General features: G+C 44.3%; 11 protein-coding genes. 8 read left to right on the forward strand and 3 right to left on the reverse strand.

All coding sequences use genetic code 11. The features are described 5' to 3' along the window. The first annotated feature begins 7 nt into the window (after positions 1-7). The 6 genes from N7386_RS09670 to N7386_RS09695 all read left to right on the forward strand — a co-directional run bounded on the left by N7386_RS09670 (position 8) and on the right by N7386_RS09695 (position 9,789). A complete protein-coding gene (locus tag N7386_RS09670; RefSeq protein ID WP_279768182.1) occupies positions 8-1,210 on the forward strand; it encodes a DUF4268 domain-containing protein in 1,203 nt (400 codons plus the stop codon). Further along, positions 1,207-2,583 (forward strand): DUF262 domain-containing protein, encoded by a 1,377-nt coding sequence (locus N7386_RS09675; RefSeq protein ID WP_089067937.1) that lies wholly within the window; start codon positions 1,207-1,209, stop codon positions 2,581-2,583. The genes N7386_RS09670 and N7386_RS09675 overlap by 4 nt, the downstream gene beginning before the upstream one ends. Beyond that, positions 2,580-4,529: a DUF262 domain-containing protein gene (locus tag N7386_RS09680; RefSeq protein WP_279768184.1), complete on the forward strand. Its 1,950-nt coding sequence runs from the start codon at positions 2,580-2,582 to the stop codon at positions 4,527-4,529. Before N7386_RS09675 ends, N7386_RS09680 begins: the two co-directional genes overlap by 4 nt. Continuing rightward, positions 4,519-7,554, forward strand: coding sequence for a type I restriction endonuclease subunit R (locus tag N7386_RS09685; protein WP_126513031.1), 3,036 nt, complete (start codon positions 4,519-4,521; stop codon positions 7,552-7,554). The genes N7386_RS09680 and N7386_RS09685 overlap by 11 nt, the downstream gene beginning before the upstream one ends. Before the next feature lie 18 nt (positions 7,555-7,572). Further along, positions 7,573-7,995 (forward strand): hypothetical protein, encoded by a 423-nt coding sequence (locus N7386_RS09690; protein ID WP_232015282.1) that lies wholly within the window; start codon positions 7,573-7,575, stop codon positions 7,993-7,995. A gap of 393 nt (positions 7,996-8,388) precedes the next feature. After that, complete coding sequence (locus N7386_RS09695; RefSeq protein ID WP_279768187.1) at positions 8,389-9,789, forward strand: DUF6538 domain-containing protein; 1,401 nt, start codon at positions 8,389-8,391, stop codon at positions 9,787-9,789. On the opposite strand, the gene N7386_RS09700 is transcribed toward N7386_RS09695, so the two are convergent. Next, positions 9,770-10,881 (reverse strand): IS3 family transposase gene (locus tag N7386_RS09700; RefSeq protein ID WP_126512564.1). Its coding sequence is split into 2 segments (ribosomal slippage): positions 9,770-10,629 and positions 10,629-10,881, totalling 1,113 coding nucleotides; the frame shifts between segments, so codons are not numbered across the junction. The genes N7386_RS09695 and N7386_RS09700 overlap by 20 nt on opposite strands. A 179-nt stretch (positions 10,882-11,060) precedes the next feature. Between N7386_RS09700 and N7386_RS09705 the strand changes: the two genes are divergently transcribed. Then, the gene (locus N7386_RS09705; protein ID WP_232015284.1) at positions 11,061-12,299 is read left to right on the forward strand and encodes an HNH endonuclease domain-containing protein; all 1,239 of its coding nucleotides are present in this window, start codon (positions 11,061-11,063) and stop codon (positions 12,297-12,299) included. Positions 12,300-12,482: 183 nt separating this feature from the next. On the opposite strand, the gene N7386_RS09710 is transcribed toward N7386_RS09705, so the two are convergent. Continuing rightward, positions 12,483-13,124: a DUF938 domain-containing protein gene (locus N7386_RS09710; RefSeq protein WP_126513033.1), complete on the reverse strand. Its 642-nt coding sequence runs from the start codon at positions 13,122-13,124 to the stop codon at positions 12,483-12,485. Between the two features lie 276 nt (positions 13,125-13,400). Here N7386_RS09710 and N7386_RS09715 point away from each other — a divergent pair, with 276 nt between their 5' ends. Continuing rightward, positions 13,401-14,690 carry an FAD-binding oxidoreductase gene (locus N7386_RS09715; protein WP_126513034.1) on the forward strand — a complete coding sequence of 430 codons (1,290 nt, stop codon included), beginning with the start codon at positions 13,401-13,403 and terminating at the stop codon, positions 14,688-14,690. Between the two features lie 88 nt (positions 14,691-14,778). Here N7386_RS09715 and N7386_RS09720 read toward each other — a convergent pair whose 3' ends face one another. After that, complete coding sequence (locus N7386_RS09720; RefSeq protein WP_126513035.1) at positions 14,779-15,660, reverse strand: LysR substrate-binding domain-containing protein; 882 nt, start codon at positions 15,658-15,660, stop codon at positions 14,779-14,781. Between the last annotated feature and the right edge of the window lie 101 nt (positions 15,661-15,761).

Consider the following 15,761-nt stretch of genomic DNA (forward strand, 5'->3'; position numbering starts at 1 on the left):
CGCGCATATGTTCACGGTAAATCATCAAACCAACAGGATTAGTCCTGTTAGGACGAAGAAGTTCAGTGAGTTGGGCTTTACTGAGCGCAAGCATCTTCAGCTTTCTACCCGCTCAGGGCTCCGCTTGGCACACGAGCCTTCCGCACTCGGTGAAGAGCTACTGATTATTCAAAAGGAGTTTGATGGCTTTGCGCTTTTTCCTTTTGTGCTGGACGCAAGCCGTGAACGCTTAGATTTACTGGCATTGGATAAAGATGGCAACTTGGTCATTATTGAAAACAAGCTGGACGACAGTGGCCGAGATGTGGTGTGGCAAGCACTTAAATATGCCTCCTACTGCGCCAGTTTAACCAAAGCGCAAATAGTTGAAGTTTACCAGCAGTACTTAGACCGCTATGAGCCTGTAACAGGAGAGGTTGACCTGTTAAATGCCCCTGAAAGTGCCTCAGTGAGAATATGTGAGTTTTTGGATGCGCCCGATTTGGATGAGTTAAAGCTCAACCTGGGTAACAGCCAGCGCATTATGTTAGTTGCGGCAAACTTTCGCAAGGAAGTGACCAGCACAGCGCTATGGTTATTGGGTCAAGGCATTAGCATTGCCTGCTTCAAAATCACTCCTTATTCACTGGGTGAACAGCTACTGATTAATATTGACCAGATCATCCCAACGCCAGAAGCGAAAGAGTTGATGATCGGCATTAATGCCAAGGAAGCGGAAGAAAAAACCACCGAAGTGGTACTGAAAAACCGCCATACGGTGCGTCGCGAGTACTGGGAGCGTGCCTTAGAGGCGTTTCAGAAAAGCTCTTGCCAACTCTATAACAACATCAGTACCACCAAAGATCATTGGTTATGCGCGGGCTCTGGCGTAACAGGTTGTCCATTTAGCCTGATTTTTAATCAAAAAGAACTACGCGTTGAGCTATGGTTAGGTCGAGCTAATAGTGACGAAAACAAGTGGCTATTTGACGAACTGGTAAAACAAAAAGATCAGATAGATTTAGCCTTTGGTGAACCGCTCGAATGGCTTCGCCTCGATAACAAAAAACAATCGCGTATTCAGTTTTCTACCAAAGCCGATGGATTCAATAAAGACATTTGGCTGGATCATATTACCTGGCATCTTGAGCATATGGTTAAACTGGAAAAGGTACTTAAGGCACCGCTGCTGCAAGCTTCAGAGAGATTAAAACATAAGGATGTGAAATGACGGTAAGTGTCGCAACTTGCTCAGCGCAACAACTTTTTGAAGGCCATAAAATACTTGGGAGTAATGGTAAGCAGATTACTGGAACGTTAGTTATTCCTGAATACCAGCGGCCTTATTGTTGGCAAAGCCAGCAAATTGATAGCTTGCTAGAAGATTTAGAAGCGCATTTTCATAAGCATAGTGAGCTATCGTATTATTTGGGTAGCCTTATTCTTCACCATGATGAACAACAGCTGAAAATCATCGATGGTCAACAGCGTATAACAACCTTAGCTTTATTCGGTTTCCTCTTACAACAGCACCAAAAGCTTGACCTACGTTTTGAATCGCCCCTTAGCCAACAGCAAATTAAGGCAAATCTTGATTGGATAGCAAATCATAAGTCAAAGTGGGCGAAGCTTATCAATTTTGAACGTATTCAGTTTTCATTGGTAGTCACTGAGTCAGAAGATGATGCGTACCGCTTTTTTGAAACGCAAAATACTGGCGGTGTGAGACTTGGTGGTCCCGACATTATCAAAGCTCATCATTTAAGGGCGGTTCCTAAGGTTCATCAATCAAGATTTGCGCTCCAATGGGAAGGCTTGGGTAAGTTAGATAACTCAGTCAAATTTCTTTTGAAAGGACGATATTGGCAACAGCTGAATTTGCGAGAACTCGCACCACATCTACAAACCAAAGTGGTAAGGGATCAAATCGTTGCTGAACTTGGTGAACAAACTACCGAAGGTGATGACATTGCTTATGGTCAGATACTGCGGTTAACCGGGATTGGTGGCGACGTTGTCCAACAAGCCGCGCAACAGGGATACGAAGTCAGACAACCGCTAAATGCGGGTATTAACACTATTCGTTACTTGTCGTATTTTCAAAACTTATATCAGAAGTACTGGATTCATCCGACGTTACCGCATCTAGAAGGCTACAACCGTTTTGTATGCTGGCTTAAGGGCTTGGAAGGATGTGGTTATCTACAAGGTTTATATGAAGCATGTCTGATGATGTACATCAGCCAGTTTGGTGAATATCAGTTGGAGTTGGCGGCGAACAAATTATTCAGAGTCGTTTACTCCCGCAGAGTGAGTAATCAGAAGGCGGTGAGAGAAAATTCCATTTCAAGTTTTGTGAGGGACTATCCAGTTTTGGATTGGATTGCTTTGAGCTACACAACTAAGCAGTGTTTTACCTTTTTTGATGCGTTTGATTTGGTCGTCGATCCTAGCAATTTAGAATCAGATACCAATAGTGTTAAGAAGCGCTTTATTGCTGAAGTAAGTAAGCATTTTCAGCTGGATTTGTCGCCAGAACAGTACGCGGCTTCATTTGCTAACTCATTAACCTGCAATATCACCGAAATGACGGAGGCAGCATGAGCTCAAAGGTTGAAACAGAGCTGCTTTCATTACAAATCATCGCGACAAAAGATTTGGGCTTCGTTATTCCTTGCTATCAGCGCCCATACGTCTGGCGTGAAGAAGAAGTGATTAAGTTATTTGACGACGTTCGAGATGCTTATTTAGCTAAAGAGCCACATTACTTTATTGGCAGTGTCTTGAGTGCGTTAAATGGTGATAAAAGCGAATATGAGCTGATCGATGGGCAGCAAAGAACCACAACATTGATGTTGTTATCACTTGCCTTCAAGGCTGTAGGGATTGAGACTCAGCTGGCTCATGTGAGTATCAAAGGTGAAAATCCAAGATTAACGTTCGAAATCAGAGAGTCAGTGCGGAACTTGCTTGGCAGCTACGCGGGACTGGACAAGATTACGAAACCCGGTGAAGAAGATATTCGTAAGGATGAGTATTTAGTACATTTAGAAGCTAACCTTACGATTCTGAGACAGCAAGTCGATAAGTTGGCAGAGCAATCAGACTTCGATATCCAAGGTTTTGCTGACTACATTTTTAACCAAGTGCAGTGGGTAAATAATATTGTTCCAGCATCTATGGATTTGAACCGGTTGTTTTCGAGTTTAAATACAGGTGGCATACAGCTAGAACCAGTTGATTTATTGAAAGCAAAGTTGTTCAAACACATAACAACAGATAAAGCCGTTTACAGCAGTATTTGGCAAGCGTGTGAACATACCGATAACTATTTTGAGCGAAATCTGAGACAGATATTCAAAAATGCCGACTGGCAAACGTTGGAGTATACCGATCTTGCCAACTATCAGGCAGAGCTATTTCCTCTAGTCAGCTCTAGTAATAGTGTTCAACGAGTTGGTAAGTCAATTGCTGAGATAGCATCTGGATCATTGGACTTTGATGTCGAACCTGAACAATCTGAAAGTCAAAGCGATGATTTTGACGATGAGACCGTTTATTGTCGTTCAATTATCAGTTTTGAGTTGCTGTTGATTCATACACTCAGAATTTTTTGTACCCAGAAATCGTGGGATGATCTTACTCCTCGTATCCGTGCTAGCAATCTGATGTTGTGTTTTGAAGGGTTACTACAACATGATGAACGAACCATTAAATCGTTTATCGAATTGTTATGGCAGGTTCGTTATCAGTTCGATACCTGGGTTGTGAAATGGGTCGAGCATGATGACAGAGAAGATGCTCAGTTACGTTTAACCTCGATTAGTAAGAATAAAGCCTATATCAATCGTAAAGCCAAAGAACTTGGTTTACTGGCACAATTGCAAGCCGTGCGAAACTTTACAGGTGATCGCTCAGCCCAGTATTGGTTAACAGCGTTTTTATGTCGATTGGTTGCTGATCCTAAAGCGAATGATGAAGACGTGGTTACGCTATTGGAGAGCATCGACAATAAAATGTCGCTTACTAGGGAAACGCAAAAAGAAGCTAGCTTTAAACTTGCATCAGATATTTCGCCACAAACGATCCCTTGGGAAGATCAAGCTATCTATCTTAAAAGTTCTTTGGGAACTCGATTCGAACATTATTGGTTTCAGAAGCTGGAATACTTACTCTGGAAAAACGGTGATAAAACCAATGATGATAAGTTAAAACGTTATCGGATCACTTCGAAAAATTCGGTTGAGCACGTTCATCCTCAAAATGAAGAGTACCATCATGAGCTAGAAAAGAGCCCATTAAATGCTTTTGGTAATTTAGTGCTTCTAAGCCTTGGTGAAAACTCATCATATAGCAACCAAACGGTAGCAAAGAAAAAAGCGGATTTTGATTCCAAGCCGCGCTACGACGCGTTAAAGCTGAAAGATATTTTTGAGACGTACACACAATCAAATGGCCAATGGTCTGCTATCGAAATAGATAAACATCAGCAAAAAATGTTGAAATTATTGGAAAAACATTACATGGAAGGAGTAGTCAATGGTCAGTAGTACTAACGAGCAGGCGTTAGAGGCTAGTATTGAAAGAGCCCTCACAGGTCATTGCCTTGAAGATCAAAAAGCAGGCATTTCTGATGGGATTGTTACGCCATATGGTGTGAACCATTGCGGCTACATGTCAGGCTTTCCATCTGATTTCAATATGCAATATGCCATTGATGAACGTTTCTTCTGGCAATTTCTGCAAAAGACACAAGAAGTAGAGCTGGCCAAACTGCAAAAGAACAATCCCTCAGATTGGCAGCGTAAGTTACTCGAACGATTTGACCGACTGATTAAGAAGCATGGCATTCTTCATTTACTTAAGAAAGGGCTAAGCGTAGACGATGCTCATTTCAATTTGCTCTATCCAGCCCCTCTGGCAAGCAGTAGTGTGAAGGTAAAGCAAAACTTTGCGGATAACGTGTTTAGTTGTACTCGGCAGGTGCGCTATTCCATGGAAAATCCCCTACAAGAAATCGACATGGTATTGTTTATCAACGGAATACCATTGATAACGCTAGAGTTGAAGAACGCATGGACGGGGCAAACTGCACGTTATCACGGCCAAAAGCAGTATCGAGATGATCGAGATGCATCTCAGCCATTGCTGACCTTTGGCCGCTGCCTAGTGCATATGGCGGTCGATACCGACGAAGTGTATATGACCACCAAGTTATCGGGTGGCAGTACCTTCTTCTTGCCGTTCAATAAAGGACACAATCTTGGACAAGGTAATCCGCCGAATCCATCTGGCCATAAAACGGCATACCTATGGCATGAAGTATTCACCAAAGAAAGCTTGGCAAATATTATCCAGCATTTTGTGCGTCTGGATGGGTCAAGCAAAGATCCATTACCAAAGCGAACTCTGTTCTTTCCTCGATACCATCAATTGGATGTGGTGAGAAAATTAGTAGACCATGCTGCCCAGCACGGTGTCGGTCAGACTTATTTAATTCAACACTCGGCTGGTTCAGGTAAGTCTAATTCGATTACCTGGGCAGCTTATCAGTTAATTGAAACCTATCCTGCATCGTCTGATGTGGCAGGCGGAAAAAGCTTGGAGCAGCCGTTATTTGACTCTGTAATTGTGGTTACCGATAGACGCCTATTGGACAAGCAGTTGCGGGATAACATTAAAGAGTTTTCTGAAGTAAAGAACATTATTGCCCCGGCGAACAAGTCATCTGAGCTTAAGCAGGCGCTCGAAAATGGCAAAAAGATCATCATAACGACGATTCAGAAATTTCCGTTCATTATTGATGGTATCGCTGATCTTAGTGACAAGCGCTTTGCGGTGATTATCGATGAAGCACACAGCTCACAGTCTGGCTCGGCGCATGACAATATGAACCGAGCGATGGGCAAATCTGAAGTCGATGAGGCCGAAGATGCCCAGGATAAAATCCTTCAGGCGATGAAATCGCGCAAGATGCGAGGGAATGCATCGTACTTGGCATTTACAGCCACACCCAAAAACAGCACTTTAGAGAAATTTGGTCAACGCCAAGAAGATGGCTCTTTCAAGCCGTTTCACTTGTATTCCATGAAACAAGCCATTGAAGAAGGCTTCATCTTGGATGTGCTGGCAAATTATACGACGTACAAAAGTTATTATGAGATTGAGAAATCAATCGCTGATAACCCTGAGTTTGATACCAAAAAGGCGCAGAAAAAACTCAGAGCTTATGTAGAACGAAGCCAGCAAACGATTGATACCAAGGCAGAGATTATGCTGGAGCATTTTGTTCCACATGTAGTGAATGCGAAAAAGCTCAAAGGTAAAGGTAAGGGAATGGTGGTCACTCAAAATATTGAGACGGCCATTCGATACTACAAAGCGATAAGGCGGATACTTGAGGAGCAAGGGAACCCCTTTAAAATTGCCATTGCTTTCTCAGGAACCAAAGAAGTTGATGGTATTGAATATACCGAAGCAGATATTAATGGTTTTGCCGAGTCAGATACCAAAGATATGTTTGATACTGATGAGTATCGACTTTTAGTGGTTGCAAACAAGTATCTGACTGGGTTTGACCAGCCTAAGCTTTGTGCCATGTATGTGGATAAGAAGCTCGCCAGTGTCTTGTGTGTCCAGACATTATCTCGTCTCAATCGAAGTGCGCCTAAATGGGGTAAAAAAACAGAAGACCTGTTTGTTTTAGACTTTTTCAACTCGGTTGAAGATATTCAGTCAGCATTCGATCCTTTCTACACAGCAACGTCGTTGTCCCAGGCTACAGATATAAACGTGCTGCACGAATTGAAAGATGAAATGGATGATGTAGGTGTGTACGAGTGGTATGAAGTTGAAGACTTTGTGACACGTTATTTCAAGAATGAAGACGCCCAAACACTCAGCCCAATCATTGATGTCGCAGCAGCACGGTTTGACCATGAGCTGGAGCTTGAAGCTGAAGCTAAAGTGGACTTTAAGATTAAAGCCAAGCAGTTCGTGAAAATCTATGGGCAGATGGCTTCTATCATGCCTTATGAAATGGTCTGCTGGGAAAAACTGTTTTGGTTCCTGAAGTTTTTAATACCAAAATTGAAAGTGGAAGATCCCGATGCAGATGCTATTGATGAGCTTCTCGATTCTGTCGATCTGAGTTCATACGGTTTGCAACGTGTGAAGCTTAACCACAGCATTAAACTTAGTGACCAAGAAGCGGAGCTTGATCCTCAAAATCCGAACCCACGTGGGGCGCATGGCGGTGAAAAAGAAACTGACCCGCTGGATGAAATCATTCGCACATTTAATGAGCGATGGTTCCAAGGCTGGAGTGCCACACCTGAAGAGCAAAAAGTTAAGTTTGTGAACATCGCTGAGAGTATCCGCAATCACCCAGATTTCGAATCTAAATACAAAAACAACCCAGATCCTCATAATAGAGATTTGGCTTTCGAAAAAATGCTCAAGGAAATTATGCTGCAACGCCGTAAAGATGAACTTGAGCTCTACAAGTTGTTCGCAGGGGATTCAGCATTTAAAGCATCGTGGACGCAAAGTATGCAACGAATGGTAGGTATGTAGGTAGAAAGGAGTGATGGTTTGCTGAAGGCAGTCTCAGAGTTGTTAGATGGGTCACCAGGCCTGAAAGGACGTCAAATTGCCAAGGAGCTGGGACTGGATAAGTCCCAAGTGAACTCGTTTCTTCACAAAAACCAGGATACGTTTGTGAAAAACTCAAATCATGAATTGTGCTTGATACGGGCTCAGCATGTGGAAATTGATTTCGGTACAGGTTGGATTGATGAGAAAGCCTTTGAGAGTGCTATCGGTAAGCTTGCGTATCAAAAAGATGCAACAAAGGTAACATTTAAATCTTGTTGCGATCCACTAGAACTTACAGATCATGCAAGCGTTATCTTACGTTTGCCAGTTAGTGATGAAGCCGTTACTGAAACGATGTCTGATCTAGGCATTGAAGCTATCAAAATAAATCACAGATGTGCGAATATTAGTCAAAAATGACGATTAGCGTTATTTGTTTTAAATTTTTGTTGATTTTTTTGAAATGGAGCAAAAGCCATTAAATACAATTGGTTATGTTGTTATTTTGAACTGAAATTAAGGAGTCGGATTCTCAGGGTAAGTCATTGGTCTAATTGAAGAAAATATCAAAAAACAGAAGTAATGCAAAAAGTAATGCAGCCCTATGTTTGACTTATATTGATTATGTTTTTCAATACGTTATGCCATGAAGTAGACTCCCTCTCTCACCGCCACATTCTAAGAACCCGATCACATGGTCGGGTTTTTTCTTTTCTATCATAAACCTATGAATTATAGTTGCTAAATCCAATGGCTTACCAACCTTTGGCACCTTAAGGTGGTACAAAAGGGTGGTACAAAACGATGGCATTTATGACTCAACCATACCGCGATCCAAAGTCACGAATCTGGAAAATCCGCAAGGGCATTCCTCAGCATTTACGCCCCTTTCTTGATGGCAAAGTAGAGCTAAAACGAAGCCTAAAAACTCAAGATGCCTATGAAGCCAAAACAAAGGCTGCTGAAGTGATCGCGGAGTTCGAGTCTATTATTGCTCTGGCTCAGTCACGTTATGATAATCAAGAGAACGAGCTGAAAATAACGCCTGCTCAGTTAGATACTATTGTCAGCTACTGGATGGCTCGTGAGCATGGGCGGCTGAGGTTGGCTGACATTCAAGCAAGATATCTGCTCGAGACTCCCGATGGACTCGAAGCGATGACGGAGTGGTTTAGTGAGCCGCTAGTAGTGCTCTATGCTGCAAGAGACACAAGCCGTCAACAGGCAGAAGAACAACTCTTTGTGCGGTACATGAGTGCATTTATTGATGAAGCTCTTGAACTTTCACAATGTCAACTCTATGAACATTCTGTAAGACTGTATCTAGCTACCCAATTAGCAAAAGCTTGTATCAGGCTCTGTAATTCTGCAATCGACCATGAAGAACTCGCTCGGCGGGATATAAATCGAGGCTTTGAGCCAAATCTACCTGATACGAAGATCGAACCTACAGAACCGAGTGGTGATGCATTACAGCAGCTTAAGGATTTAGGTTTTGTCGTTATATCCACCAGCAGTTCAACTCCAAGTAAACAAAGTGAAGGTGAGTTATCTGCATCTTCTAGTGTTTCACAACTGATTGACTGGGTGAATAATCAGAAGAAGACTGTGAGCTCAGAGGTTGCCTTTAGATCATGGCAAGGTGACCGCAATCGCCCTTGTGAGCGACTGATAGAGTTTTTTGCCGATAAGCCTATTGGTCAAATCCAAAAGCTAGACATGCGTAATTTCTTCAATTGGATTATTCGCTGCCCGAGTAAACCGAGCCAAGAGATACGAGCATTATCCTTCAAGAAGCAAATTGATATCGCAGATAAACATGGCTTGGCTCGTGTGAGCATCAATACTGCTGACAAGGAACTCAAGCTGATTTCGGGGTATTTCCAACAGGCAGTCAAGTTGGACATCTTGCCGAAGAATCCTTGCCATCAAGTATCGCCCGGCAAAGAAACGGTGAGGGTGATTAGAGATCCGGGCTATTCAAATGCCGAACTGACAAAGATTTTCTCCCTACCACTGTTTAGGCAACGTACCAATGCTCAAAAGGCAAGGTACGGTGAAGCTCCCTATTGGTTGCCTGTTATTCTGGCCTATACAGGAGCAAGGGCAGAGGAGATTGCTCAGCTTTACGTGAAAGATATCAAACAAGATAGCGATAATAGCGAGCAATGGTATTTCGGTAATCATCCCATTTTTAATGGACGCCAGAAGTAGAAGTCTGAGTTATTAAGTTATCTTTAAACTTGGGTGGTATCCCACCCAAGGCTTTGTTTGGTCGTTCATTGTTGTAAAACCACAGCCATTCTGTCGCATACTCCTGAACCTCGGCAATACTGCTGAATAAATATTGGTTTAGCCACTCGTAGCGAACTGTACGGTTGTAGCGCTCCACATAGGCATTTTGCTGTGGATTGCCTGGCTGAATAAACTTCAGTGTCACATCGTTGGCTTCTGCCCAGCTTTTGAGGACAGAGCCAATGTACTCAGGACCATTGTCGCTTCTGATTTCCTTGGGCTTGCCACGCCATTCAATCACGTGATTAAGCGTGCGGACAACACGCTCAGCTGGCAGCGAGAAGTCGACCTCTATCGCCAAGCCTTCCCGGTTAAAGTCATCAATGATATTGAGCAGCCGGAAACTGCGGCCATCTTCCAGTTGGTCATGCATAAAATCCATCGACCAGCACTGGTTCTTCATCTGTGGCACCGCCAAAGGCTCAGGCTTTTCACGTGTCAGCCGTTTCTTGGGTTTTATCCTTAAATTCAGCTCCAGCTCGCGGTAAATGCGCAGCACACGCTTATGGTTCCAGCCACAACGTTTTACATTGCGCAGGTAGTAGAAGCACATGCCAAAGCCCCAATTCCGGTAAGTCGTGGTTAAGCGCAGCAGCCAGTCCGCAATTTCTGCGTTCTCGTCATTCAGTTTGGTCTGATAGCGGTAGCAGGTTTCGCTGATACGAAACACCGCACAGGCCAATTTGACCGAAATGGATTTCTCCCGCACCGCCTTTTGCGCTAACTCCCGTCGGCACGACGGCTTTACCACTTTTTTTCGATAGCCTCTTTGAGTATTTCGGCTTTGAGCCGCTCCTCGGCATACATTTTTTTGAGCCGGGCATTTTCTGTTTCCAGCTCTTTTAACCGTGCCATCATGGAGGCATCCATACCGCCAAATTTTGCTCGCCACTTGTAGAACGTGGCCGAACTGATGCCGTGCTCACGACACAGCTGTGGAACCGGCGCACCCGCTTCGGCTTGTTTTAAAATAGCCAGAATTTGGCTGTCGCTAAATTTTGATGTTTTCATGCAGAATCTCCTGCGTTTATGTTATGAGAAAATTCTACTTTTGACGCCAGTTAATTTACGGGATGATTACCCCGCCATCTCTCCGCCAACGCGCTTTTCGTAAATTGAGTTCATTGCTCAAACCTAATGGGAAGATGGTGATCTCGTTACGACATGGCGCTAGTCCTGATGACAGGCTGATGTTTGATGTGAGTTCGTCAGAAGTGGCTGAATTAGCAAGCCAATTCGGCTTACAGTTTGAGATAGGTAGAGCATCTCAAGCTGATCAGCTTGGAAGATCCGAAGTTGTTTGGGAAACAGTTATATGTACCTTACCTGATGACGGCACTGGCGCATTTCCACTGATCAGAAATATCGTGGTAAATGATAGTAAGTCATCCACCTATAAGTTGGCTTTACTGAGGGCATTATTACGAATTGCTGAAGGGCATGCTGGAGCTGTCATCGAACAACATGAAGACTCTGTTTTACTACCATTAGGACTCGTGGCGTTATACTGGCTCAAATTATATAAACCGCTAGTGGATGGCCCTAAACCGATGCAGCAAAGCAGCAATGTCAATAAAGGGCTCGGATTTATAAAACCAAATGGCTGGGGGAGTTTGGCTAGCTTTGCTAACAACGATTTTTATTTAGGTGCTGCGTTTGTCGAGACTTCATTAATAGATGCGGTGCATCACACACTAAAAGATATTAGCTCCACTATCAAAAATATGCCGGCAAAATATATTACCTTGCCAGGTACTGATAAGGCAGTATTTGAAGTTGAAATACTGCCGAATAGATCCCCGAAAAGCTATCTATCAATAGATTTCAATTATCTGAAGTCATTTGGTATTTTTAAAGTACCCAAACGAATTTGGGATTCGTTAACCCAGTACAGTATTTGGATTGAACCAGCACTAATCAACGAGTGGTGTTCAGTTATGGCTGGATATGAACTTAATAAACAGCATGCTTATAGCCAGGTCGATTTTTATGCTGCGCTTAAGTGGGAAGATGCTCAGCGTAATACGCAGCAGATCAGAGACAGAGTACAAGAACTGCAACAAGTTGCGGATCTGAACTGTTGTTGGAGTGGTGATCTGTTGGATCATAGTGAATTTGCGATTGACCATGCGTTTCCATTTGCGCGATGGCCTAATAACGATCTTTGGAATCTACTTCCGACTAAGCACTCTATTAATGCTAATAAAAGTGATCGTCTTCCGACAAAATTGAGAATGCAGCAATCTAAGGATAGGATTCTTGATTGGTGGGAGATTGCTTGGAGCGAAAACAAAAATGTATTTTTTACGCAGGCAAGTTTTGCGCTGCCAGGCTTAGGTATTAATACAGATCAATTCGGTGATGTATTTGAAGCGATGCTTTTTCAGCGAGATCGAATAAAGTCACTTCAACAATTAAAAGAATGGTGATTCGGCCTAATAGTATTTTCAGGTTTAATAACACACCAAACTTTGACATTCTCGAAACTCAACTTTATGTAAATCAGTTTTCCATTCTAAGTGATGCGAATTATAGGTTCGCATCTGCTGAGTTATGCTGGCGATGAAGTCTTTCAAGGTTCTGGCATTACGTTACATAACACCACGGCAATATTATTTTTCCTGTTTTGAAAAATGCAGCAGCCGATTATTGGCGGGCATGGCGGTATCTGCAACCAATGTGAAGGCTTGCGCTTGGGCGAGCTGAATAATCCATTCTATGTCCCGGATACCACTCTCACTATCTCTTTGTTTTAAATACTGATCGAATTGACTATTACTGTCGCTGGTAAACTGGCCTTGGTAGTTAAAAGGGCCGTAAATGCAGAGGGTATTGAGTTGTGGCAAGTATTGACCCAAGCCAGCAAAGAAGGCTTCAACCATGGTTTGACTCATAATATGCAGGGTATTAGCGCTGAAGACGGCGTCGATACGGGTGTCATTAATGGGCCAAGGTTGGGTGACATCGAGTGCGAAGGGCAAGCCGAGGTTGTTGATACCTTTTTGATGCCCTTGTTGGCGACATCTTGCGCTAATGCCCGCAAGGTAAGCGGTTTGATCGCTGGTTTGCCAGAAAAGCTGAGGTAGATTTTCAGCAAAATAAACTGCATGTTGTCCCGTGCCGCTGCCAATTTCCAGCACCTGTTTGGCGCTGGCAAAGGCGGTTTGTAGCACGGCGAGTATTGGCGCTTTGTTATTTTCACAGGCTTGAGAAAAAGGCAGTAAGCTAGGCGGCGTTTGAGGATCCTGAAACATGGTATGTCCTAAATTTATCCTTGCGGGGCAGGCAAAGTGTTTGTCTGATAAACACGCGGTGTCAGTCTGCATCGCGGTCGTAATGGCCTGTAGCTTAAGCCAATGCGGCATTAAATTCTATTGATAAGCACGATTTGGGATGGCCGCACGGGTTGAGTTTCATTCGGCTCTACAATCTTCTGTTGACCACGATATTAGCTTAGATATACTCAAAAATTCTGAACAAATGTAAAAAATATAAAACAAAAACAGCTTAAATCTGTTCAAAGGATCCCTATGTCTGCTAAACGCTGCGCGTCTTATTACAATGCCACCATCAAGCAAGAGTCTGATTATCCTGAACTTGAAGGCGATATTCGGGTCGATGTGGCCATTATCGGCGGTGGATTTACCGGTGTGGCAACGGCGGTCGAATTGGCCGAAAAGGGTTACCAAGTGGCGTTACTTGAGGCCAATAAGATTGCTTGGGGCGCGACAGGGCGAAATGGCGGCCAAGTGACGGGGAGTTTGTCCGGCGATGCCGCCATGACCAAGCAATTGCGGCGTCAGCTTGGTCAGGAGGCTGAAGATTATGTGTGGAACCTTCGTTGGCGCGGCCACGATATTATCAAAAACAGAGTGGCGAAGTATGGCATTGATTGTGATTTAAAATTTGGCCATATCCAAACGGCGTATCGCCCCGCACATATGGTCGAGTTACAGCAAATGTTTGATGAAGCTAATCGCCGTGGCATGGGGGAATTGATGACCTTAGTGCCAGCACATGAGATGCCCGCCTACTTAGCTTCGCCCTTGTACCACGGTGGGCTGGTCAATCGGCGTAATATGCATCTGCATTCGGTGAATTTATGTCTTGGTGAGGCGCGAGCGGCGGCTTCATTGGGCGCTAAGATTTTTGAACATTCACAGGTGCTGGATATTCAGCAAGGAGAGCTTGCTACTGTGGTCACGCAAAAGGGCAGGGTGAAGGCAAACAGTGTGCTTATTGCCGGTAATGCCTATCACAAATTGGGCCGACCTCAGCTGCGGGGCATGTTATTTCCGGCCTCCCTTGGTAATTGTGCGACAGCACAATTACCAGCAGATTTAGCTAAGCAACTCAATCCGCAGGATTTAGCTGTGTATGATTGCCGCTTTGTACTGGATTATTACCGCTTAACCGCCGATAACCGTTTGATGTTTGGGGGCGGCACCAATTACAGCGGCCGCGATCCTAAAAACGTTGCCGCCGAGCTGCGTCCGGCGATTGAACGCACTTTCCCCCAGTTAAAAGGCGTTGACATTGAATTTGCCTGGGCTGGCATGGCAGGGATAGTGATTAACCGTATTCCCCAGCTGGGCAAGATTGCGCCGAATATCTTCTATTGTCAGGGATATTCGGGCCATGGCGTGGCGACTTCCCATATTATGGCCGAGATCATGGGGCAGGCGATCGATGGTCAAATGCGAGAGTTCGATCTCTTCGCCGCCATGCGTCATATCCGGATCCCATTGAATGAATGGTTTGGTAATCAGGCCCTTGCGCTAGGGATGTTGTATTACACGCTGAGGGAAAATTGGCGCTAAATAGTGAGTCATCCGTCAAGCTCAAGCGGCGTTATTGGTCGCAATATTGGGTGATTTGTTACTCTGGTTCGCCGCGATGAACTCGCTACTACGCATTCTCCATCGCCAGTTTTTCCGCGAGATAATCCACTAATACCCTTACTTTGGCGCTCAGGTGACGATTCTGCGGATAGAGCGCCCAAATGCCTTCTTTAGCTTCGCGGTGCGCGTCGAGGAAGGAGATGAGTCGGCCTGCATGAATATCTTCCTCAATATAATAATCAGGTAGTTGCACTATCCCTATGCCCTTTAATGCCGCATCTCGCAGGGCGTAGCCGCTGTTGCAGATAAGGTTGCCACGTACCTTAATATTACGTTCGCGGCCATTTTCAATAAAGCGCCAGTAATTGTGATTCCCGATCAGGCAATTATGTTGATTTAACTCCGAAAGCGTGTGGGGTTCACCGTATTTTTCAACGTAACTGGGCGAGGCAGCCACATAATGGGTGCGGCTACTCAAGGGTTTGGCCATCAGGCTGGAATCGGCGAGTTTGCCAAGGCGAATGGCCAAATCATAGCCGCCCTCAATCAAATCTAAGGTTCTGTTGGTCAAGTCGACATTAAATTCCACGCTGGGATATTGCACCATAAAATCATTGAGTAACGGCATGATAAATTTTTCGCCGTAGGCCACGGGCGCGGTGAGTTTTACCAATCCTTGGGGCGAACCTTTTAGATCAGTAATTGCCCGCTCGGCCTCCTCGAGTCCAGTCTGCAATTGGCGGCAATGACGATAATAAATCGTGCCTTCTTCGGTGAGCGATACCTTGCGAGTCGTACGGTAAAACAGCTTAGTGCCGAGGCGATTTTCCAGCGCGCCGATTTGCCGACTCACGTGGGCGGTGGACACATTGAGGCGCTGTGCGGCCAAGGTAAAGTTCTCGGCCTCGGCCACTGCTACAAATTCTGATATGCCATCCCAAAGGTACATTGTTGCTTCTCAGTAAAAATGAATTGCCAAAATGCTAGATTATCAATCCTCAGGAAATAAATACAATCTAGTGACTGCATTACCGCACACTATTTTTAAGC

The sequence above is a fragment of the Shewanella sp. GD04112 genome, assembly GCF_029835735.1.
Taxonomy (GTDB): domain Bacteria; phylum Pseudomonadota; class Gammaproteobacteria; order Enterobacterales; family Shewanellaceae; genus Shewanella.

What these genes read in the sequence shown, in the direction of transcription:
- N7386_RS09685 (WP_126513031.1), top strand. Translation starts at nt 4,519, where the DNA reads ATGGTCAGTAGTACTAACGAGCAGGCGTTAGAGGCTAGTATTGAAAGA.
- N7386_RS09695 (WP_279768187.1), top strand. Translation starts at nt 8,389, where the DNA reads ATGACTCAACCATACCGCGATCCAAAGTCACGAATCTGGAAAATCCGC.
- N7386_RS09710 (WP_126513033.1), bottom strand. Translation starts at nt 13,124, where the DNA reads ATGTTTCAGGATCCTCAAACGCCGCCTAGCTTACTGCCTTTTTCTCAA.
- N7386_RS09675 (WP_089067937.1), top strand. Translation starts at nt 1,207, where the DNA reads ATGACGGTAAGTGTCGCAACTTGCTCAGCGCAACAACTTTTTGAAGGC.
- N7386_RS09680 (WP_279768184.1), top strand. Translation starts at nt 2,580, where the DNA reads ATGAGCTCAAAGGTTGAAACAGAGCTGCTTTCATTACAAATCATCGCG.
- N7386_RS09715 (WP_126513034.1), top strand. Translation starts at nt 13,401, where the DNA reads ATGTCTGCTAAACGCTGCGCGTCTTATTACAATGCCACCATCAAGCAA.
- N7386_RS09720 (WP_126513035.1), bottom strand. Translation starts at nt 15,660, where the DNA reads ATGTACCTTTGGGATGGCATATCAGAATTTGTAGCAGTGGCCGAGGCC.
- N7386_RS09705 (WP_232015284.1), top strand. Translation starts at nt 11,061, where the DNA reads ATGTTTGATGTGAGTTCGTCAGAAGTGGCTGAATTAGCAAGCCAATTC.
- N7386_RS09670 (WP_279768182.1), top strand. Translation starts at nt 8, where the DNA reads ATGTTCACGGTAAATCATCAAACCAACAGGATTAGTCCTGTTAGGACG.